General features: G+C 69.5%; 7 protein-coding genes. 5 read left to right on the top strand and 2 right to left on the bottom strand.

The genetic code is table 11. From position 1 onward, the window contains the following. The first annotated feature begins 98 nt into the window (after positions 1–98). The 5 genes from D7Y11_RS06990 (at position 99) to D7Y11_RS06970 (ending at position 17,658) form a co-directional block, all read left to right on the top strand. Positions 99–12,374 (top strand): tetratricopeptide repeat protein, encoded by a 12,276-nt coding sequence (locus D7Y11_RS06990; RefSeq protein WP_120579080.1) that lies wholly within the window; start codon positions 99–101, stop codon positions 12,372–12,374. A 136-nt stretch (positions 12,375–12,510) separates the two neighbouring features. Next, positions 12,511–14,640, top strand: coding sequence for an adventurous gliding motility protein GltJ (gene gltJ, locus D7Y11_RS06985; protein ID WP_126933301.1), 2,130 nt, complete (start codon positions 12,511–12,513; stop codon positions 14,638–14,640). A 236-nt stretch (positions 14,641–14,876) separates the two neighbouring features. Next, positions 14,877–15,764 carry a hypothetical protein gene (locus tag D7Y11_RS06980; protein WP_126933300.1) on the top strand — a complete coding sequence of 296 codons (888 nt, stop codon included), beginning with the start codon at positions 14,877–14,879 and terminating at the stop codon, positions 15,762–15,764. Positions 15,765–15,954: 190 nt separating this feature from the next. After that, on the top strand, positions 15,955–16,470 hold the full coding sequence (locus D7Y11_RS06975; protein ID WP_120594277.1) for a toxin-antitoxin system YwqK family antitoxin: 516 nt from the start codon (positions 15,955–15,957) through the stop codon (positions 16,468–16,470). A gap of 87 nt (positions 16,471–16,557) precedes the next feature. Continuing rightward, a complete protein-coding gene (locus tag D7Y11_RS06970; RefSeq protein ID WP_120594276.1) occupies positions 16,558–17,658 on the top strand; it encodes a TIGR04552 family protein in 1,101 nt (366 codons plus the stop codon). Between the two features lie 75 nt (positions 17,659–17,733). Here the strand turns inward: D7Y11_RS06970 and D7Y11_RS06965 are convergent, their stop codons facing one another. Both D7Y11_RS06965 and ffh read right to left on the bottom strand, forming a co-directional pair. After that, on the bottom strand, positions 17,734–19,848 hold the full coding sequence (locus D7Y11_RS06965) for an Ig-like domain-containing protein (protein WP_126933299.1): 2,115 nt from the start codon (positions 19,846–19,848) through the stop codon (positions 17,734–17,736). Positions 19,849–20,014: 166 nt separating this feature from the next. Further along, positions 20,015–21,661 (bottom strand): signal recognition particle protein, encoded by a 1,647-nt coding sequence (ffh, locus tag D7Y11_RS06960; RefSeq protein WP_126933298.1) that lies wholly within the window; start codon positions 21,659–21,661, stop codon positions 20,015–20,017. Between the last annotated feature and the right edge of the window lie 35 nt (positions 21,662–21,696).

Genomic DNA, 21,696 nt, shown 5'->3' with positions numbered 1-21,696 from the left:
GGTTGACGGGTTTTGCATGATTGCCCGGGGGCGCCCGCGGCCGGTACACTCCGGTCGCTGGCGCCCTCGTTTCATTCCCCCTTTGGCCAACGAGCATCATGGAACAGCCTTCCACCCCTGCGCGTCCCACGCTGCGTGTGACCGATGACCGCTCCTTCGTTGAAACCGAAGCGGCCCTGGAGAAGACGGGCCGGGTCGAGGAGCTGATCCGCCTGTACGAGGGGCGCTCGCGGGACGTTCCGACGGAGGAGGCGGCGCGCCTCTTGTGCCGCGCGGCGGAGCTGGCACACGAGCGTCAGCGCAACGCGCCGCGCGCGGAGGATCTGCTCAAGCGCGCGCTGCTGGTCGCGAAGGACCCGATGCCCGCGCTGCGCGGTCTCAAGCGACTGCATGAGATCCGGCAGGATTCGTCGTCGTTGGTGGACGTGTTGGAGCGGCTGGGCGCCGCGACGCAGGGCGAGGAGAGCGCGGGCCACTACCTGAAGGCCGCGGACCTCTACGAGCAGAAGCTCTTCCGGCGCGACCGCGCGGTGCTGTGCCTGCAGCGCGCGGCGCGAGTGAAGCCGGACCGCGCGACATTCCGGCGCGTGCGCCAGCTGCTGCTGTCCGAGGAGCGTTTCCAGCCGGCGTTCGAGGCGCTGCAGCGCGAGCGTGCGGCGCTGGGCGACGCGGGCATGGCGGAGGAGTACGCCGCGCTCGCGGAGCGGCTGGTGGACGACCCCACCGAGCACGCGCTGGCGCAGCAGGTGTTGGACGTGGCGCGTGAGCTGGATCCGCAGAACGCGCGCGCGGACAAGGCCACCCGCGCGATGCAGCGCTTCGAGCAGGTGTGGCGCGACAAGGTCCGCATGCTGCGCGGCATGTCGCTGGAGGAGCGCGACCGCAAGAGCGCAGCGCGCCTGTCGCTGCTCGTGGCGAAGCTGTTCGCCTGGTACGACCCGGGCTCCGCCGCCAAGGTGAAGGAGGCGCTGGACCGCTGCTTCCTGCTGTGGCCGGGCATGCCGGAAGCGCTGACGCTCATCGAGCGGATGGCGGGGCGCGCGGGCGACTACGGACCGGCGCTCGCGCAGCTGGAGGCGATGGCGGGCGAGGCGCGCGACCGCACGGCGCAGGTGGACCTGTGGCTGCGCGTGGGCACGGTGAAGCTGGGCCGGATGAACGACGCGGCCGGAGCGCTGGCCGCCTTCGAGAAGGCCGTGGCGGCGGATGCGTCGCGCGCGGACGCGGCCAGCCTGGCGGCGGAGCTGATGCTGGGCCAGGAGCGCTACGCGGACGCGGTGGCCACGCTGGAGCGCTACCTGGGCACGGTGAAGGACCGCGCGCAGCAGGCCAGCCTGCGCCTGCGCCTGGCGGACCTGTGCATGCAGCAGCTGCAGGACGCGGACGCGGCGCGCGCGCACCTGGAGGCGGCGCTCAAGCTGGAGCCCACCAACGCGCTCGCGGCCTTCCAGTTGTCGCGCCTGCTGGCGGAGGACGAGAAGCTGGACGAGGTGCTGCCGCTCCTGGAGCTGGCCATGCTCGCCCCGCGTCCGCGCGCCGAGCGCGTGGCGTTCTGCGAAGCGCTGGCGTTGATGTTCGAGGAGCAGGAGAACGAGCGAGGCGCCTTCGAGGTGCTGGCGCGCGCGCTGGAGCTGGAGCCGGGGCGGCCGCTGCTGCTCAACACGGTGGTGGAGCACGCGGAGAAGGCCAACGCGCAGCCGGCGCTGGCGCACGCGCTCTTGCGCGCGGCGCAGGGGGCGACGCCTCCGGCCGTGGCGGTGGCGCTGTGGCGGCACCTGGCGCAGCTGCTCCAGGGCCCGCTGGCGGACCCCGTGCGGGCGGAAGCGGCGTGGCGCGAGGTGCTCTCGCGCGTGCCGGGAGACACCGCGGCGAGCGAGGCGGTGAAGTCGCTGCAGGCGGCCGCGGCGCTGGCGGATGATCCGAAGACGCGGCTGGAGACGGACATCGCCCGGCGCGAGGCGGCCGGTGCCTCGCCCGTGGAGTTGGAGCCGATCGTGCGTCAGTGGGTACAGCTGGCGCCCGAGGACACGCAGCCGGTGCAGCGGCTCCAGGCGCTGTGCGTGGCGCTGTCGAAGTTCGAGGAGGCGGCGGCGCTGGCGGGGAAGCTGGCGACGCTCTCCGAGTCGCAGCTGGAGCGCAACGAGTGGACCGCGCGGCAGGCGAAGCTGTACGCGGAGCGGCTGAACCGCCAGGAGGACGCGGCGGACCTGTTCCTCGCGCTGCTGGCGGAGAACGTGTCCACGGGCGTGGTGGTGGGCGGCCTGGAGCGGCTGGCGGCCGGCGGCGTGCGCACGGTCGCGCTGACCGAGGCCCTGGCGAACCACTACGGCCGCACGGGCGACCACCAGCGGCAGGTGGCGGCGCTCCAGCAACAGCTGGACTCCACGACGGACGCGCCCACGCGCAAGCGGCTGCTGACGGTGCTGGCCGGCATCCACGAGAAGCAGCTCGCGGACAGCCGCGCGGCGTTCGACACGCGGCTGCGCATGGTGCGCGAGGAGCCGAAGGACGAGTCGGGACGCGCTGAGACGGCGCGCCTGGCGCGCGACCTGTCCGCGCACGCGGAGCTGGGCCGCGTGCTGCGCACGCTCGCCACCGAGTCCGAGGACCCCGTCCTCGCCGTGCAGCTGCTCTCCGAGGCGTCGGTGCTGGCGGAAGAGGGCGGCATGGCGGCGGAGGCCATCACGGCGCTGGAGGCCGCGCTGGCGCGCTCGCCCGAGGCGCCGCAGGTGCTCCAGCGCCTCGTGCGGCTGTACGGGCGCGCGGGCCGCTCCGCGGACGCGGAGACGCTGCTGCGCAAGCGCATCCACGCCACGCGTGGGCCGGAGCGGTTGGATCTGCTCCTGCGGCTCGTGGACCTGAACGTGGAGCTGGGCCGTCCGCAGCAGGCCGCCGAAGCGCTCCAGTCCGCCATCACGCATGGCGGCGAGGAGGGCCGGCACCTGCCGCGCCTGGCGGAGCTCTACGAGAAGGCCGGCATGCAGCGCGAGCTGGGGGACACCCTGGCGCGGATGATCGGCCTGGCGGAGACGGCCGGTGACGCGGACCACGTGTCGCGGCTGAAGCTGCGCCGCGCGCAGTTGCTGCAGGGCTCGCAGGACGGCGGCGCGGAGGCGGTGCAGAGCTACGCGGATCTGCTGCGGCAGCGTCCGTCGGATCCGGACGCGCTCTCGGCGCTGGAGGCGATGCTGGCCTCGGGCTCTTCGCGTGAGGCGGCGGCGCGCGCGCTGATTCCCGCGTACGAGCGCACGAAGGAGCACCGCAAGCTGGTGGCGACGCTGGACGTGCTCTCGGAGGTGGCTCGCGACGACACCGGGCGGGTGCAGGCGCTGCGTCACGCGGCCCAGGTGCACCTGGCGCACCTGCGGCAGCCGGAGCTGGCGTTCGCGGCGCTCGCGCGGGCGCTGCGCCTGGCGCCGTCGGACGCGGGCCTCCGGGCCGCCGCGCGTCAGGCCGCGGAGGACGCGGACTCGCTCGACAGCTTCGCGGAGATCCTCTCCGAGCTGACAGAGGAGGGCGACGTGGGCCCCGCGCGCGCGGCGCTGCTGCGCGAGCTGGCGGAGGTGCAGGAGAAGAAGCTCGACGACCGGCCCGGCGCGGTGAAGGCGCTTCGGGCGCTGTTGGAGCTGGAGCCGGGCAACCTCGACAGCCTGCGGGCGTTGCAGCGGTTGCACCGCGCGGGCGAGGAGTGGGCGGCGCTGGCGGAGGTGCTGGAGAAGCTGGCGGCGGCCATCCAGGAGCCCGCGGATCAGCTCGTGTGTCTGCGCGAGGCCGCGCTGCTGCACGAGGCGAAGCTCACCGACAAGGAGAGCGCGGCGTCCGCGTGGCGCGCCATCGCGGAGCGCGACCCGGCGCAGCGCGAGGCCGCCACGGCGCTGGACCGCCTCTACACGGACCTCAACCGTCCCAAGGACCTGGCGTGGACGCTCACGCTGCGGCGCAACCAGGAGGGCCAGAGCCCGCAGGGGCGTGAGGTGTCCTTCCGCCTGGCGGAGCTGCTGCGCACGGTGCTGGACGACGCCAACGCGGCGCTGGGCCTCTACAAGCGCATCCTCACCGAGGACCCCGGCCACCCGGGCGCGAGGGCCGCGCTGGAGGCCTGGGTGAAGGCGGCCGTGCCCATGAGCGGCGCGGCGCTGGAGGTGCTGGACAAGGTGCTCGCGCAGGTGGGCGACCATGCCCGCCGCGTGGCGCTGCGCGAGACGCGGATGGAGTCCGCGCTCACGGTGGAGAAGATCATCCTCGCCGGAGAGGTCCGCCGCATCTACGAGCGCGACATGCAGCAGCCGTCGCTCGCGTTCATGGCGTCGGTGAAGGCGTTCGCCAACGACCTGGACCGCGAAGGCGTGCGTCCGGACCTGGAGCGCCTGGCCCGCGATACGGGCAGCCACGAGGTGCTGGCGGAGATCTACGAGACCACCGCGGTGGAGCTCACCGCGGGAGACCCGGCGACGCTGGACCTGCTGCGCCGCGCGGCGGAGCTGCGTGAGAGCCTGGATCAGCCCGAGGAGGCCACGCGCCTCTGGAAGAACCTTCTGGCGGACGCGCCGCAGGACCGTCAGGCGCTGGAGGCGCTGTCCCGGCTCTACGAGAAGGGCCAGAACGCCAAGAGCCTGTCGGAGGTCTACGCCCGTCAGGCGCAGCTCTCCACCGACCCGGAGGCGCGGCTGGGCCTGCTGCTCAAGGCCGGCGAGGCCTACGCGAGCGCGGGCGAGGACGCGAAGGCCATCGAGGTCCTGCGCTCCGCCCTGGCGAACCGCAAGGTGCCCGAGGGGCTGCTGGCGCTCGACAAGCTGTACGCGAAGACACGCCACTTCGTGGAGCAGGCGGACGTGTTGGATCAGCTCGCGGAGCTCGCGCCGGACGAGCCCGGGCGCCGCGCGTACCTGCTGCGCCGCGCGCAGTTGCTGGAGAAGGAAGTCGGTCCCACCGAAGCGCTGCCGGTGTACCGCCGGCTGCTGGAGCTGTCGCCGGGCGACGGCCAGGTGGTGGCGGGCCTGGAACGCCTGCTCGCGCACGACGGGCCCCGCCTGGAGGCGGCGCGGTTGCTGGAGCCCGTCTACCGCGGCCTCAACGACACGCGGAAGCTGGTGGACGTGCTGGAGGTGCTGTTGCCGGGCGTTCCGCCGGAGAAGCGCCTGGAGCGGCTGCAGGAGATCGCCGTCCTGCGCGAGGGCCTGGGCCAGACATCGCTGGCCTTCGTCGCGCGCCTGCGCGCGTTCAACGAGCTGCCCGCTGAAGCCGGTGTGCGCGACGAGCTGGAGCGGCTCGCGGCGGACTCGGGCTCCTTCGAGGAGGTGGCTGCGGCCTACGAGGATCAGCTGGAGCGCGACCCCGCGGAGCCCCTGGCGGGCGACCTGTGGCGGCGCTTGGCGGCCATCTACGACAACCGCCTGAAGCGCTACGACCTGGCGGTGCGCGCCCTGGAGCAGGTGAGCCGGCGCGACCCGATGAACAGGCCGGTGCTGGAGGCCATCGCCCGAGTGCACCGCCGCACGGGGGCGCACCGGGAGCTGGCGCTCGTCATGCGCCGGCAGGTGTCCGCGGAGGTGAATCCGGCCTCGCAGATCAACCTGCTCTTCGAGCTGGCGCACCTGGCCGAGGAGACGCTGGCGGACAAGTCGCTGGCGGCGCAGGCGTACCGCGAAGTCCTGGAGCGCCGTCCGGAGAACGCCAACGCGTTGAAGCTCCTGGGCCGCGTGCTCGCGGACATGGAGCGCTGGGCGGAGCTCGCGCAGCACGTCGAGCGCGAAATCCAGATGGCGGACGCACGCGACGCGCAGGAAGAGGCGTCCGACCTGCGTGTGCGCCTGGGCCGGCTGAAGGTGTCGCGCCTGGATGATCCGCGCGGCGCGCTGGAGCTGTACCAGGCGGTGCTCGCGCGGCGCGCGGGCCACCCGGGCGCGGTGGGTGCGCTGGAGGAGCTGGCGCGTTCGGAGAGCCCGCTGCGTGGCGCGGCGGCGAGCGCCCTGGAGCCCATCTTCGCTTCGGTGGGCAACCACCTGAAGCAGGTGGAGATGCTGGAGTCGCGCGCCTCCGCGGAGCCCGTGCCGCAGGAGCGGGCCGCGCTGCTGCGCCGCATCGCGGAGATCTACGCCAACGCGCTGGAGAACGCGGAGATGGGGTTCCTCTCCGCCACGCGCGCGCTGCGCGAGCTGCCGGAGGATCCGCGTTCGCTGGAGCTGTGCATCCAGCTGGTGGACAAGGCGGAGGCGCCCGAGGAGCTGTGCGCGGTGCTGACCGAGGTGGCCCCCAAGGCCAGCGACGCGGCCCGTGCGGAGCTGTACCGCGCGCTCGCCCGCATGCAGGTGGACCTGGGTGAGCCGGCGGAGGCGCTCCAGTCGTGGAAGCGCGTGCTGGAGCTCAAGCCCACGGACACCGAGGCGCTGGATGGCACCGCGCGGCTGGTGGCTTCGACGGGCCGTCCCTCGGAGCTGCTGGAGGTGTTGCGCCGTCAGCTCGCGCTGTCGGAGGAGCCGGCGCGTCGCGCGGCGGTGCTCCACCAGATTGGCGCGTTGCAGGAGGAGCAGCTCAAGGATCCTCTGGGCGCGCTGGCCACGTTCCGGCGCCTCCTGGAGCTGCAGCCGGACGACGCGGTCGCGCTCGCTCGCATGGACAGCCTCTGCCAGAAGCAGGAGCGCTGGCCGGAGCTCGCGGACGTCCTCGCGCGGCGCATCGCGCTGATGCCGCCGGAGGAGGGCCTGGAGCTGAAGTTCCGCCTGGCGACCGTGCGCGAGTCCAAGCTGCTCGACAAGGCAGGCGCGCTGTCGCTGTACGGCGAGGTGCTGTCCATGCAGCCCAACCACCCGGGCGCGGTGGGCCGCATGGAAGCCATCGTGGCGCGTGAGCCGCAGAACCTGCTCGCGGTGGAGACGCTGCTGCGCGCCTTCCGCGCGAGCGGTGACGTCATGCGGCTGGCGCAGCTGATTGAAACGCGCGTGGGAGTGTCGCCGGATGCCATCGAGCGCAAGCAACTGCTCGGCGAGCTGGCCACGCTGCGCGAGACGCAGGGCGAGAGCGAGCTGGCCTTCCTCGCGCTCTACCGCGGCTTCAAGGAAGACCCGAACGACAGCGAGGTCCGCCGCCGCCTGGAGAACGCCACCGACGTCGCGGGCAGCTACGACGAGCTGGTGGTTCTCTACGAGGAGGCCCTCCCGCGCATCGCCGAAGCCGCCGACGCGGCCCTGGTGTGCCTCAAGCTGGGGCAGGTGCTGGAGACGCGCCTGCGCGACCCGGACCGCGCGGTGTCCTACTTCGAGCGTGCGCGCACGCTGCACACGTCGGTGCAGCAGAGCTCGCTCGTCGCGTTGGACCGCCTCTATCTGCACCTGGAGGCGTGGCCGGAGCTGGCCGGCGTGCTGGAGGCGCTGGCCACCGGCGCGACCCAAGCCGCGGACAAGATCGGCTTCCTCTTCCGCCTGGGGCAGCTCTACCAGGAGCGGATGGACAGCCCGGACCGTGCCGCGGGGGCCTACGAGGCCATCCTCGCGTTGGATCCGTCGCACCTCGCCTCGGCGCGGCTGCTGGAGGGCATCTACGAGGGCGCGGGCGCGTCCGAGAAGCTCTACGCCATCCTGAAGCTCCAGTCGGAGAAGGTCTCCGGCAGCGAGCGGGACCGCGTCCTGGGCAAGATGGCGCAGGTGTCGGCCGAGGGGCTGTCGGACCTGGGCCGCTCCATCGACCTGTACCGCGAGCTGCTGGCGAAGAACCCGCGCAACGAGCAGGTCTTCACCGCGCTGGAGTCGCTGTACGAGCGCGCGGGCCGTCCGCAGGACCTGCGGGAGATGCTCGAGGGCCGCCTGGCCATCACGCTGGATCCGCGTGAGGTGGTGCGCCTCAACGAGCGGCTGGGCCGCGTGGTGTACCGACTGCTCAAGCAGCCGGACGCGGCGGTGCCGTTCTTCAAGGCGGCGCTCGACCGCGACGCGCGCCACCGCGGCGTGCTGGACACGCTGCGCGAGCTGTACGACGAGACGGGCCAGCGCGAGGAGCTGGTGGGCGTGCTTCGCCGCCTCATCCCGCTGCAGGACAGCAGCGACGGCGTGAAGGCGCTCCGCTTGCGGATGGCGGAGGTGCTCGCGGGGATGGGCCGGCGCGAGGAGTCGCTGGACGCGGCCCGCCGCGCGCTGGAGGTGGAGCCGCACACCGTCTCCGACCTGGAGCGCGTGTACGCGCTGTCCGTGTCGCTGCGCGCGTGGAACGACGCCGTGCGCGCCCTGGAGCTCAAGGTCCAGGTGCACCTGGCGACCGAAGAGCGCGACCCGGCCATCGCCGCGTACTTCACGGTCGCGGACCTGTGGGAAGGGCAGGGCGGCAAGCCGGAGCTGTCCGCCGGCGCGCTGGAGAAGGTGCTGGAGCTCGACCCCGCCAACCGCACCGCCTACGAGCGCGTGTGCGCGCTGTACCGCGCGAACAACGACTGGCGCGCGTACGCCACGGTGATGGACCGCTACATGCCCCACCTCGTCACGGGCGAGGAGAAGATGGCGGCGCTGCGGGAGATCGCCCGGGTGCAGGAGGAGCGCCTGGGCCAGAAGGACGTGGCCTTCCTGGCGCTCTGCCGCGCGCTGCAACTGGACGCGGCCGAGGACGCGCTGCGCGAAGAGGTGGAGCGCCTGGCGGACGAGACGGGCAGCCACGAGGAGCTGGCGGCGGTCTACGAGGAGGTCGCGGACGAGCTGCCCCGTGGCCCGCTCGCGGAGCGCATCTACGCCACGCTCGCGCGCATCCACGACTCGCGGCTGGATGATCCGCAGGCGGCGGAGGCCGCGTTCCGCAAGATTCTGGAGTTCGACCCCACCAACTCCACCGCGCTGGACGGGCTGGCTGCGGTGTTCCAGCGGCGCGGCCGCGACCGCGAGTACGTCGTCGCGCTGGAGCAGAAGCTGGAAGCGGCGGGCTCCATCGAGGCGCGCAAGGGCATCCTCAAGGAAATCGCCCGCGTCTGGGACGAGACGCTGGACGACCCCACGGAGGCGGCCAGCTCCTTGTTGCGCGCGCTGGAGCTGGAGCCGGACCTGGAGACGCTCGGCGTCCTCACGAAGCTCTACCGGCGTGGAAATGCGTTCCGCGACGTGGCCACCACGCTGCTTCGGGCCCGCGACCTCGCGGCGTCCAACGAGGAGCGTGCGCGCATCCAGGTGGAGGTCGCGACCGTCTACGAGCGCGACCTCAAGGACGACGAGTCCGCGGTCTCCGCGTTCCGCATGGCGCTGGAGTTCGACCCCGTCAACCGCGAGGCGCTGGAGGCGCTGGAGCGGCTGCACACGCGGTTGGATCAGCCGGCGGACCTGCTCGCCATCTACGAGCGGATGCTGGAGCTGTCCCAGGACTACCGCGAGAAGGTCCGCGTCCTCTTCCGCAGCGCGACCATCTGGGAGGACACGTACCAGAACCCGGCCAACGCCGACGCGTGCGTGGAGGGCGTGCTCTCCATCGACCCGCAGAACGTGTCGGCCATCAAGTCCCTCATCCGGCTGCGCCGCGCGCAGTCCCGGTGGGAGGACCTCCTCCTCGCGTACGAGCGGCAGCTCGCGCTCGCCACCAGCCCGCAGGAGCAGGCGGAGCTGTACGTGGAGATGGGCAACGTCCAGTACCAGAACCTCAAGGCCGTGGACCGCGCGGTGAACAGCTACCACGCGGCGCTCGCCACGGACCCCGAGTCCCGTCAGGCGCTGCACGCCCTGGGCAACCTCTACGAGCGCAGCGGCAACTGGCCCTTCGCGCTGGAGATGCTCCAGAAGGAAGCGCAGGTCGTGGGCAGCGACCCGGTGGCGGTGGAGCTGTGGCACCGCCTGGGGAAGATCAACGAGGACATGCTCTCGGACATGTCGAGCGCGCGGAACGCGTACCAGCAGGCGCTCGCCATCGACCCGGGCCACCTGCCCACCATCCGCGCCCTCAAGGGCATCCAGGAGCAGGAGCAGGACTGGAGCGGCTACGAGCAGACGCTGCTGCAGGAAGCGCAGCAGACGGATGATCCGGCCGCCAAGGGCAAGGCCCTGCTGGACGTCGCGCGCTACCACGCGGAGACGCGCGAGGACCGCGACACGGCCACGCCCTACTGGGAGGAGACGCTCAAGCACGTCCCGGACAGCCTGGATGCGGCGCGCCCGCTGGCGGACGTCTACATCGCGCGCGAGGACTGGGCGTCCGCGGAGCGGATGCTGGACATCGTCACGCGCAAGATGGCGGAGAAGGCCATGGCGGAGAAGGACCCCGCCATCGCGCAGGACCTCTGCCGCCAGCTCTACCGGCTGGGCTACGTGACGGAGAAGCTGGGCCGCCGCGACAAGGCCCTGTCCTCGTACGAGAAGGCCTACGGCCTGGACGCCACGTACCTGCCCTCGCTCGAGGGCTACGGCAACCTGCTGGTGCAGGCGAAGCGGTACGAGGACGCGCTCAAGGTCTTCCAGACCATCCTCATCCACCACCGCGAGGAGCTGACGGACCTGGAGGTCGTGGAGGTCTACTGGCAGCTGGGTGACGTGCACGCCGCGCTCGGCCAGACGGACCGCGCGCAGAACCACTTCGAGAAGGCGCTCACCATCGACCCGCAGCACGAGCAGACGCTGCGTGCGCTGGTGACGTTGATGGACAAGGCGGGCAACTTCGACAAGTCCGCGGAGCTGCGTCAGGAACTCGTCAACGGCCTGGAGGGCGAGGCCAAGGTCAAGGTCTACCTGGAGCTGGGCCGCATCGCGCGCGACGAGCTGCACGACCCGTACATGGCCATCGACGCGTTCACCGGCGCCCTCAAGACGCAGCCGGACTCGCCGGAGGTGATGGACGCGCTCTACCGGCTGCTGCGCGAGACGCGTCAGGGCCAGAAGGCCGCGGACGTGCTGGGCCGCATGCTGGCGCTGCCCGCGCTCGCCCTGGAGCCGCACAAGGCCAAGCGCGTGTGGTTCGCGCTCGGCGAGATCCGCCGCGACGAGCTGAAGGACGTGGAGGGCGCGACGCAGGCCCTCAACGCCGCGCTCGACCTGGACCACCGCTTCGTGGAGGCCTTCAGCGCGCTGGAGGCGATGCTCGGCGGCGCGCGCCAGTGGAAGGTGCTGGAGGAGAACTACACGCGCATGCTCGCGCGTCTGCCCAAGACGCCGGACACGCACCCGGCGCGCATGACGCTGTGGCGCGCGCTGGGCGACCTGTACCTCCAGGTGCTCAAGCATCCGGAGGGCGCGGTGGCCGCCTACGGCGTCGCGGCGAAGGGCCTGCCGGACGACGCCTCCATCCAGGAGACGTTCGCGGAGGTCGCGGGCCAGATGCCGGGCCGCGAGGAAGAGGCCATCGTGGCGCTGCGCCGCGCGCTGCCGAACACGCAGAATCCGCGCAAGGTGGTGGGCCACCTGGTGCGGCTGTCCGCGGTGCGCAAGGACTACGACACCGCATGGCTCGCCGCGCAGGCGGTGTCGGGCCTCTTGGGCGAGGCGGGCGAGGACGAGCAGGAGATCCTCACCAAGCTGGGGCCCTACGCGAAGAAGAAGGAACTGGCGCAGCGTCCGCTGACGGACCGGCTGTGGCAGACCGCGCTCTTCCACCCGAAGGTGCGCGGGCCGCTGTCGGAGCTGTTGGGCCTGCTCTTCGAGAAGGCGGGACACCTGTACGCGGTGCCCTTCCCGCAGTACCAGCTGGTGCCCAAGCGCCACCGCATCGACGTGGCGACGGCGCAGGAGTACCACGTCAACCACTACCGCTACGTCGCGCGGCTCTTCGGCATGGAGGCGGTGGAGCTGTACTCGCCCTTCCTGGTGGCCACGCGCGAGCGGCTGGCGAAGCGCTCCAACGAACCGGCCCCCGAGCCGCTCGTGAACGTGGATCTGCTCCAGACGCATCCCGCGTGTGTGCGTGTGGGCGGCAAGTACTTCGCGGAGCAGGGGCAGAAGGAGGTGTACTACCTCCTCGGTCGTACCCTGGCCCTGGCCCGCGCGGAGCTGGCGTTCAGCCAGCGCGTCGCGCCCGAGCGGCTGGAGGCCGTGGTTCAGGCCGCGCTCAGCCTGGTGGTGGGCAACGTGCGCTACACGGTGGATCCGCGACTGGTGGACGTGGAGCGGCAGCTGCTCCAGAAGAGCCTGAGCGAGCCGGACCGGGCCGCCCTGGCGAAGGTGGCGAGGGCCTACCTGCCCACGGCGACGCCGCAGGATGTGCGCACGTGGCTGGAGGGCGCGGAACTCACCGCGTCGCGCGCGGGCCTCTTCGCCGCGGGCGAACTGGAGCCCGTTCGCCGCATGGTGCAGGGCGAGACGGGGTCTTCCTTCCGCGTCGCCCCGCGCACCAAGCTGCGGGAGTTGCTGGTGTTCGCCACCTCCGAGGACCTGCACGAGCTGCGTGTGGCCGTTGGCACACACGTCGAGGTCCAGGTGCGAAAGTAGGGCCCTCAGACCGCAACGAGGGTTCACGCGTTGAAAGCAGGCGGGCGTTCAAGGCAGGTGTCCTTGATCTCCGCCGGTAGCCACTTCTACGATTCAGACGGGATTTCGCCCGTCATTTCTGAGGCTTACGGGAACGATGCGTTTCGTCTGCGACAGCTGCCGCGCGCAGTACATGATCAGCGACGACAAGATTGGCCCCAAGGGGGTCAAGCTGCGTTGCAAGAAGTGCGGTCACACCATTCTGGTGAGGCCCGCCGGTGCATCGGCGGCGAAGGAGGGCGGAGCGGAGGCCTCCGCGTCCACCGAGACCAAGAGCAGCGCGGATGCGAACGCGCCCCGCATCGTGGAGTCGTCCGGAACGGGGCTGCCCGCCTCGCTGGGCACACCGCCGGAAGGCGGCCTCTTCACGGACGTGGAAGAGGATGAAATCGGCGCGGTCTTCGACCAGGTCCTGAGCACGGGTTCGCAGAAGCTCAAGGCCGCGGAAGCGGAAGCGGAGGCCAAGGCCGCGAAGGCGGAGGCCGTGCGCAAGCTCGCCGAGGCCGAATCCGCCGAGCCGACCGCGGAGGAGAAGGCCGCCGCCGCGACGCACGAGTGGTACGTCGCCATCGACGAGAAGCAGGTGGGCCCCTGGACGGTCGAGAAGGTGAAGGACGCCTGGGACCGTGGCGAGGTGGGCCCGGACAATCTCTGCTGGCGCTCGGGCTTCAGCGACTGGATTCCCCTGTCGGAGACGGCGGAGCTGGCGTCGGTGCTGGCGCCGCGTCCGGCCAAGCCGGTCATCGTCGCGCCCGCGCCGGTGTCCACGTCGTCGCCCACGCTTCCCGCCGGTCCGGTGGAGTCCGCCTTCAGCGCGGGCGCCTCCCGTCCGGGCGCGGGTGGCAACTCGGCCGTCGCCGAGGAGCCGGTGGGCTGGAAGCCTTCGGCCGCGAGCGTGCTGGCCTCGCTGGTGAAGGAGGAGAACGACGCCCTCAGCAAGCCGCCGCCGCGTCCGGCGCCGTCGCTGGAGCGCGAGCCGTTGTCTCAGTCGCGCCTCCTGGACGTGCCCATGCCGCCGCCGGAGCCGGTGTCCTCTCCGGCGATGCCGGGGGCCATGATGGCCGCCGCGCCGGGAATGGCCTCGCCCCAGGCCTACGCGCAGCCGCAGCCGCAGGGCTACGCGCCGCAGCCGCCGGTGCAGCAGCAGTACGCGCCGCAGCCGCAGGGCTATGCGCCGCAGCAGCCCCAGATGCCGTACGGGCAGCAGCCCCAGGGCTATCCGCCTCCCGGCTATCCGGCGGCCTATCCGCCGCCCGCGGCGGCACCTACGGGCGGCAAGGGCCGCACGGGGATGATGGTCGCGGTGACGGCGGGCGTGCTGGTGATGGCGGGCGCCGCTGTCGTCTTCGTCGCGCGCGGCAATTCGTCCGAGCGTCCCACGGAGCAGCCGGTCCAGGTCGCGGCCGCGCCGACTCCCAAGGCGGAGATGCCGCCCATGCCGCCGCCTCCCGCGGCGGTGCAGACGCCTCCTCCGGCGGCGGTGCAGCCCGCGGCGACGCCGACCCCGCCTGCTGAAGGCACCGCGGCGACCGCTGCCGCGGGGACACCTGCTGTCGCTGGCACTCCGCCCGCGGCGGTGGCAACGCCGCCCGCCGCCGTGGCCACGGCTCCGGCCGCCACGCCGACGCCTCCTCCGCCCGCGGCGGAGGTGAAGCCTGCCTCCGCGACGCCCAACATGGGGACGGCGGTGGCGCGCGTGGATTCGCGCAACCATCGCAAGTCGGGCTCCAACGGAAGCCGAGGCTCCTCGCGGCATGACGACGACGACGGCGACGCGATCACCGTGTCGAAGCCTTCCGCGGCGTCTTCTTCTTCGTCGAACTCCGGTGGCGGGGATGACGACTTCGACGAGCTGTTCGGCACGAAGAAGACGACGACGGCGAAGCCCGCGAGCAAGCCGACGGCGACGGCGTACATCCCGCCCGAGCCGGGAGGCGGCACGCTGGATCGCCTGCAGCAGTCGGACATCATGCAGGTGGTGCTGAACAACAAGCCGGCCATCGTGAAGTGCGTGAACGAGCAGAAGCAGAAGGACCCTTCGCTCAGCGGCAAGCTGGTGATGCGCTGGACGGTCCAGACGAGCGGTAAGACGACCGCGGTGTCGTGCCGCACGGACGAGTTCCGCACGAGCTACATGGCCACGTGCATCACGGGCCTCATCAAGAGCTGGTCGTTCCCGAAGCACCAGAAGCAGGGCGAGCCCATCGACTTCCCGTTCACGTTCTGAAATCCAGCAGCGACATCGCCGTCACGTATGACGGCGATGTCGCTGTGACGTGCGTCTGGACTGTGCGCTTTCGTGAACAGTGAATTTCCCAGGGTGGGAGGCGTAGGAAGGTCGGTCGACACTCGTTGACACGTCTGGAGCGAGAGGACTAAAGCCCGCTCGACTTCAAGCCCGGTGTCTGGAGTCAGGTGGCCGGAGACGCCGGGCGACGTAACCCATCCAGGAGGATGTTCCGAATGCAGCTGCGCAAGATGATGGTGATGCTCGCCGCTTTGAGCTCGATGAGCCTGGCCCTGACGGCCTGTGGCGATGACGCGACGACGGTCGAGTCCTGTACGTCGGACACCGACTGCTCCTCCAATTTCTGTAACACGGCCGCTGGCGTGTGCATGGACACCTGCGAGAGCGGCTCGGACTGCGCCGACTCCGAGAAGAACTGCGCCGTGCTGGCCGGTTCGTCGAACACGCAGAAGGTCTGCCAGTGCCAGACCAACCAGCTGTGCAACTCGGGCGACACCACGGACCTGGTCTGCGGCACCGTGTCCAAGCGCTGCGAGGAGCCCGGCTCCACCCCCGAGGGCTGCACCAAGGACGCTGACTGCGGCGCCGGCAACACCTGCAACACCACCACGGGCGTGTGCAGCCCTGCCGCGACGACCTGCACCGGTGAGGGCCAGGCGACCTGCGCGTACGGCTCGGCCTGCTTCGGCGGCACCTGCTCGGCGCCCCCGGCCCCGACCTGCTCCAACCTCCAGGGCAAGCCGGCCGCGAGCTTTGACCCGGCCACGGGAACCGGCAACATCATCTACAGCGTGACGAAGGAGATCTTCGGAACGGCTTGCGGCACGGATACGTCCGCGCAGACCGTGAAGGCCCGTGTGTCCTTCTATTCCAAGAACGCGGACCTGCCCGCGACGAAAGAGGGCCTCAACGGGTTCTTCTACGTCCGCACTACTGGCGGTGAACAGAATGGCGTGCCGCTGAGCAATGGCTACCAGCGGTCGGCGGATGCTCGGAGCGCGTCTCTGTCGGTGAACCTCTGTGTTGACAAGGATCTCTCCCAGACTGTGCTCGGCTTCTACTTCACCAACGGCAACGGCTTCTGCGCGACGCTGACGAAGTAGCCAGTAGTCCGTTGTCGATACTGGGCCCCTGAGCGTGTCCAGAAGGCCCTGTTCCCTAACTAAGGGGCAGGGCCTTCTTAATTGCGGACTCCGTTCAAGGCGGTGCCGAGAGCTTGAATTTATTCGGAGGCCACGCGTTTTACGTGTGGGAGTTCGAGACGCCTCCCAACATCTGGAAAGAAGGAAGACCATGTCCAAAGTTCCGTACCGCGTTCTTGCCCTGTGCTTGGCTGTGAGCGGTCCTGCGATGGCTGCAAACCCGAGCGATATCAAGCTGACCTGCCCAGCGGGCACGAAGCAGTTTGGGGGGCGCGAGACCATGGCGGATCGCGGGGTTTTCTGCGTTAGGAACAAGACCGAGGCCAGCGTCCCTGTCGCGCATGGGCCGTACGTCAGCTTCCACCCGAACGGCCAGAAGAAGGTCGTTGGCCAGCACACGGACGGCGCCCAGTCAGGCCTCTGGACCTTCTTCGATGCGAACGGCGTCAAGACAGAGGAGATCGAGTTCTCCGGCGGGAACTATCACGGACGTCGCACGCACTTCTTCGCCAGTGGTCAGAAGCGGTCCGAGGACCACTGGGCAAAGGGAACGCAGAATGGTGTCGCCGTGGCGTTCGCTGAAAACGGGCAGAAGGTCGCTGAGCGCCAGTACCGCGATGGGCAACTCGTGAGCGAGCAGCAGTACGAGTCGTCGTCCTCGAAGTAGCCCTGTTGTCAAGGGTGGCTTCCTGGTTCATCCAGGAAGCCACCGAGGGGCTTTCCCTGAGCTTCCGGTCCGGTTAGGAACGCAGGTGTGAAGGCCCCCTCTCTTGTTCCAGTCCTCCCTGCTATCCCTGTCCGCCCGGTGTCGCAGATGGGATTGCGTGAGCTTGAGCGTATCCGGCTCATCCTGAGAGGTGGCTCCGTCATCGACTGGCGGCGCATGCACTTCCAGACGCGGGATGAGGTAGACCGATTCCTGCGGCTCTGCCAACTGGACGTATCGCGGCCCTACGACGATGCCTGGGCCCGGACGGTGCTCGCCGATGCGGTGGAGTACCTGCGGAAGACTTTCGACTACCGGGTCGCGGACGCCGTGGCCCAGCCGGAAGAAATCCACGACCTCTTTCTCTTCGCATCGGGGGCCAAGGGGCTTGCCCGCTACCGGCGCATCGCCTGCATCGTGCTGAAGGTCATGCACGTCATCCAGCACATCGAAGGGCGGGACCTGCTCTTCCGCCTGGCCGCCTCCGAAGCCGAGCTCGCGGAGATGGTCACGGAGAAGGTGCTGGGCGTCGCCCGTGAGATGCAGGAGATGGGCTTGCCCATCGTGGAGTTTGCCCACTCTATCAAGACGCGGGACTCCCTGGTCACGAAGCTGATCGCGAAGAAGGAGACCGTTGCGGCGCAGGTGTATGACCGCACGCGGTTTCGCGTCATCACCCGCAAGCGGGAAGACCTGTTGCCGGTCCTCTACTTCCTGACGCAGCGCCTGTTCCCCTTCAACTTCGTTGTCCCGGGGCAGACAGAGAACACGTTGCTGCCGTTCAAGGGACTGCTGGAGGAGAACCCTCACTTCGAGCAGTTCATCCCTCAGCTCCACCTGGACCGGGACTTCGAGGACCGCGAGGACCGGATGGGGAACGCCTTCTCTGGGGATTCCTACCGGGTCCTCAACTTCGTCGTGGACCTTCCACTCCGGATGGACCCCTACCTTCCTCCGCCTGAGAGTGATACCCGCCCCCGGAAGGGGCGGGTCACCTTCGCACTCGTTGAGTTCCAGATCGCGGACGAAGAGACAGCTCGCCGCAACGAACTAGGCGACAATGCTCACGAAAGCTACAAGCGGCGACAAAAACGACGCGTCCTCAATCGCTTGAGCCGTGGATTGGTCGTGCCCAAACGGCAGGGGTAACCATCTAATCCCAAGGGCACTGCAGAGCCGCTGGGTGAAGGCCTCTGCAGTACCCGAACAGATATAAGCTAGGATTTAGCGGTTGATGCGGACCACGTAAATGCTGGCTGCGCTCGCATCCTCCTCAGCCCATGCAATGAAGGGCTGTGCTGTGGAGTTCAGCGCCACTGACGGCGCAGTGGCAGGGGTACCAGCCGCAGACAAGGCGTTGAGGGGGGAACTCATGGTCTGCCATGAATTTGCGATCCATTGGCTTACAAGAATGCTTCGTTCGGAGTCAATGATTCCGCTCCATGCAAGCACATGAGGGCCACCTTTTGCCAGCGCAAGGCTTGGTGTTGCGTTGCCCGTGGACCGCGTGTTGACGGCACCGGGGGATGTCCAAGAACTACCTTCCCAGCGCGCCCAGTGGATTTGACCGTCTGACTGAGGGGCTGCCTCGAACTCCGCCCATGCTACCCAAGGACGGCCGTTACTGTCGGCGTCAATGGAAGGCGTCTCAGAGCCATTGCCCAGTGTCGTGCCGCCGAGGTAGGGATCCTTATTCTTGTATACGACGATGTTACGCGTTGACGTGTGATCGTCGAAGACAGTTGCTGCGACGAAGACGTCCCCACCTGAGGCGACCGAGGATGCATCGCTAGGATTAAATAGATACGGGTCGTCGCGCAGGCTCCATGGCTGCTGCCAACTCGATGCTGGGTTGGAAGACTGGTAGCAGAGGATGGAAAATCTCGCGGTATCATGATGCGAGGTGAAGAGATGGGTGGTGTTGTCAGGCCCAATTACAAGGCTGGGAGCGAAGAGAATATCCAGGTTTGACGGCGGAGTCGGTGATGGCAACGATTCCCACGTCATCCCTGTCCAACGTCGGATGAAAACGGCACGCCCATCGCCACTTCCGGTCGTTTCTTCCCATGCGACTACTGGCGCTCCAGTAACGTCGATGGCCAACGTGGGTGCCGCTGCATTTGTTCCAATGGCAGCAAAGCCGCTCAGGGGCGCGCCTAGCATGAGCCACGCCTCTCCGTTCCAACGAGTAACGTAGATGTTCTTGCTGGATCCGTCCGACTCAGCCCATGCAAGGACTGGGCGGTCATCGTGATCCAACTTTAGGACGACGCTCTCGGTTGAGGTTGCGCCTCCCACCGCATTGACTGCTCCACCCACCGGCAGCCACGTCGGTACGGAGAATGACCATGCCGGTGCGCTCACCACCCCGTTCCCCGCCAGGTCCGTCAGCGCGCTTGTTGCCGCCGTCAGGTCAACCTGGACGGTGCTCGGTGCAGTCAGGGCGCTAAGCGGCGTTACGGTCAGCGTCTTGCCGTCCGCGGAAAGTGCCACAGACTTCGCGATGACAGCCCCGGCCCCCGACTTGAGCCCCACCGCCGCCTCCGTCACCGAGAGCGGATTCATGGGCTCACTGAAGGTGACCTGGATGGCTTCGCGGACCCCCACGGTCGCCGCGTCCTTGGCCGGCAGGTAGGACGCCACGGTGGGCGCGGTCCGGTCGACGATGACCGTGCGTGCCGCACTGGTGAAGACGGCTCCACCCCGGGTCGCGCGAATGGACAGCTGGTACGTCCCCTCTGCCTCCGAGGTGGTATCCCAGGTGAACGAATACGGACTCCCCGTGGGCTTCACGAGCACCGTGGCGTCCTTCAGGATCTCCACCTGCTCCGCGGCGCCTCCTTCCACCGTGAACTGCAGGAGCAGGGGGCCTCGCGTGTACGCCTTCCCGGGCGTGGGCACGACCCAGTTCACCACCAGGTCACCGGGCTTTCCGACCGTCACCGTCAGCGTGGCCTGCTTCGTGACCGTGCCGCTCTTGCCCTGGAGCGTCAGCGTGTAGGCACCGGGCACGGTGCCCGCTCCCACGCGGATGCTCAGGGTCGCACGCGTTTCTCCCTTGGGCAGGGTCGACGACTGCAACTCGATGCCCGCGGGCGGAGACACGAGGCTCCAGGTGACCGCGCCTCCCGCGGATTCGGTCCAGGCGAGCCGGACGTCGCAGTCCAGGGTTCCTCCCGGGAGGACCTGCTCCTGGGCGGATACCGCCGTGAAGGTGAAGTCCGCGTCGGGGTCCGTCCGCGGATCCTCCTGGGGCGGGTCCTCCAGCGGGGGGACGTCGATGCATGCGGGGCTCAGGCCGATGCAACTCAACAGCAACAGGTGTTTCAGGTTGGGCATGGGGGCGCGTTCTGCAAGCTCAGGACCGGTCGGTCCCGAGCGAGAACACTGCCATGCCCGTCCGCGGAACAGGACAGGCGTCCGGCCCCGGAAACACGCCTGCCCGCCACCCCCGGTTTTCGGTGGGGGACGCGCGGGCAGGGGAGGGACTTCAGAAGGCCGCGGACTACTTCTTCTTGCGGTTCTTCTTCTTGTTCTCCTTCTCCTTCTTGCGCCGCTCCTTGATGGCGTCGCGGTCGTCCGGCTTGCTCGCGGCCGGGGGCGCGTAGCCCATCAGGCGGGCCTTGGCCATCGCGGCCTGACCCATGGGCGGCGTGTAGCCCGGGGCGATCTGCGGCAGTTGCATGGGCATGCCCCCCATGCCTCCGCCCATCGCCGACATGGCCTTCTCCAGCGCCTTCGGGTCCTTCCCGAACATGTTGCCCAGGTCCATGTTCTTCATCTGGCCCAGCTGCCCCAGCTGCTTGAAGCCGGGGATGCGGCCCAGGAGGCCCGGGTTCTGGCCGATGGTTCCCATCACCTGCTGCATCATCCCGAACTTCTGCAGCAGCTCGCGCACCTCCTCCGGCTTGCGGCCACTGCCCTTGGAGATGCGGTTGATGCGGCTGCCGTTGATGATGTCCGGACGCAGGCGCTCCTTCTGCGTCATCGAGTCGTACATCGCCTCGATTTTGGTGAGCTCCTTCTCGTCCGGGTTCAGGTGCTCGGTGAGGTCGCCGAAGAGGGGGAACTTCTCCAGCAGGTCCTTCAGCGGGCCCATCTTGCGGACCATGCGGATCTGCTCGACGAAGTCCTTCATCGAGAACTGGCCGGAGAGCAGCTTGCGCGCGTCGTCCTCGGCCTTCTTCTCGTCGACGACCTTCTCGAAGTCCTTCATCAGGCCGACGATGTCGCCGAAGCCCAGGATGCGGCCCGCGAGGCCCTCCGGACGGAACTCCTCCAGCTTGTCCATCGACTCGCCCATGCCGAGGAACTTGATGGGCTTGCCCGTCACTTCCTTGATGGACAGCGCCGCGCCGCCGCGCGCGTCACCGTCCAGCTTCGTCAGGATGAAGCCGTCCAGCGTCAGGCGCCGGTCGAACTCGGCCGCCGTGCGCACCGCGTCCTGGCCAATCATCGCGTCGCACACCAGCAGGATGGTGTCCGGCTGCACGTTGGACTTGATGGACTCCAGCTCCGTCATCAGCGTCTCGTCGATGGCGAGCCGGCCCGCCGTGTCGATGAGCACCACGTCGCACTTCTGCTCGCGCGCGGCCGCGTAGCCCCGCTTGGCCAGCTCGGGCGGCTGCACGCCGGGCTCGTGGTAGACGGGGACCTTCAGCCGCTCGCCCAGGACCTTGAGCTGATCCACGGCGGCCGGGCGGTAGATGTCCGCGGCGACCAGCAGGGGCTTGCGCCCCTCCGCGAGCAGCCGGCTGGCGAGCTTGCCCGTGGTCGTCGTCTTACCGGAGCCCTGGAGGCCCACCATCATGATGCCGGACAGCTGGCCCTTGGGCTTCAGGTGGAGGCTCGTGTCCACCGGGCCCATCAGGGCCTCCAGCTCGTCGTGGCAGATCTTGATGAAGTGGTCCATCGCGCTGACCTTGCGCTTCTGGCCCCCCGCATCCGTGACGGACGTCTGCACCACCTCGCCCACGGCCTTCTCGCGGACGCGGGCGACAAACTTCTTCACCACGTCGAAGGCGACGTCGGCCTCCAGCAGGGAGACGCGGATGTCTCGCAGCGACTCGTCCACCAGCTCGGGGGTGAGTTCGCTCTTGCCGGCGAGGCGGTTCTTGGCGGCCCGGAAGCCCTTGGTGACGGTCTCAAGCATGGGGGGCGCTTTATAACAGCGTCCCGCCGGATGCG

The sequence above is a fragment of the Corallococcus sp. AB018 genome, assembly GCF_003986945.1.
Taxonomy (GTDB): domain Bacteria; phylum Myxococcota; class Myxococcia; order Myxococcales; family Myxococcaceae; genus Corallococcus; species Corallococcus exiguus.
Note: the sequence above shows the minus strand (reverse complement) of the source record. Positions and strands in the feature narration are given on the sequence as shown.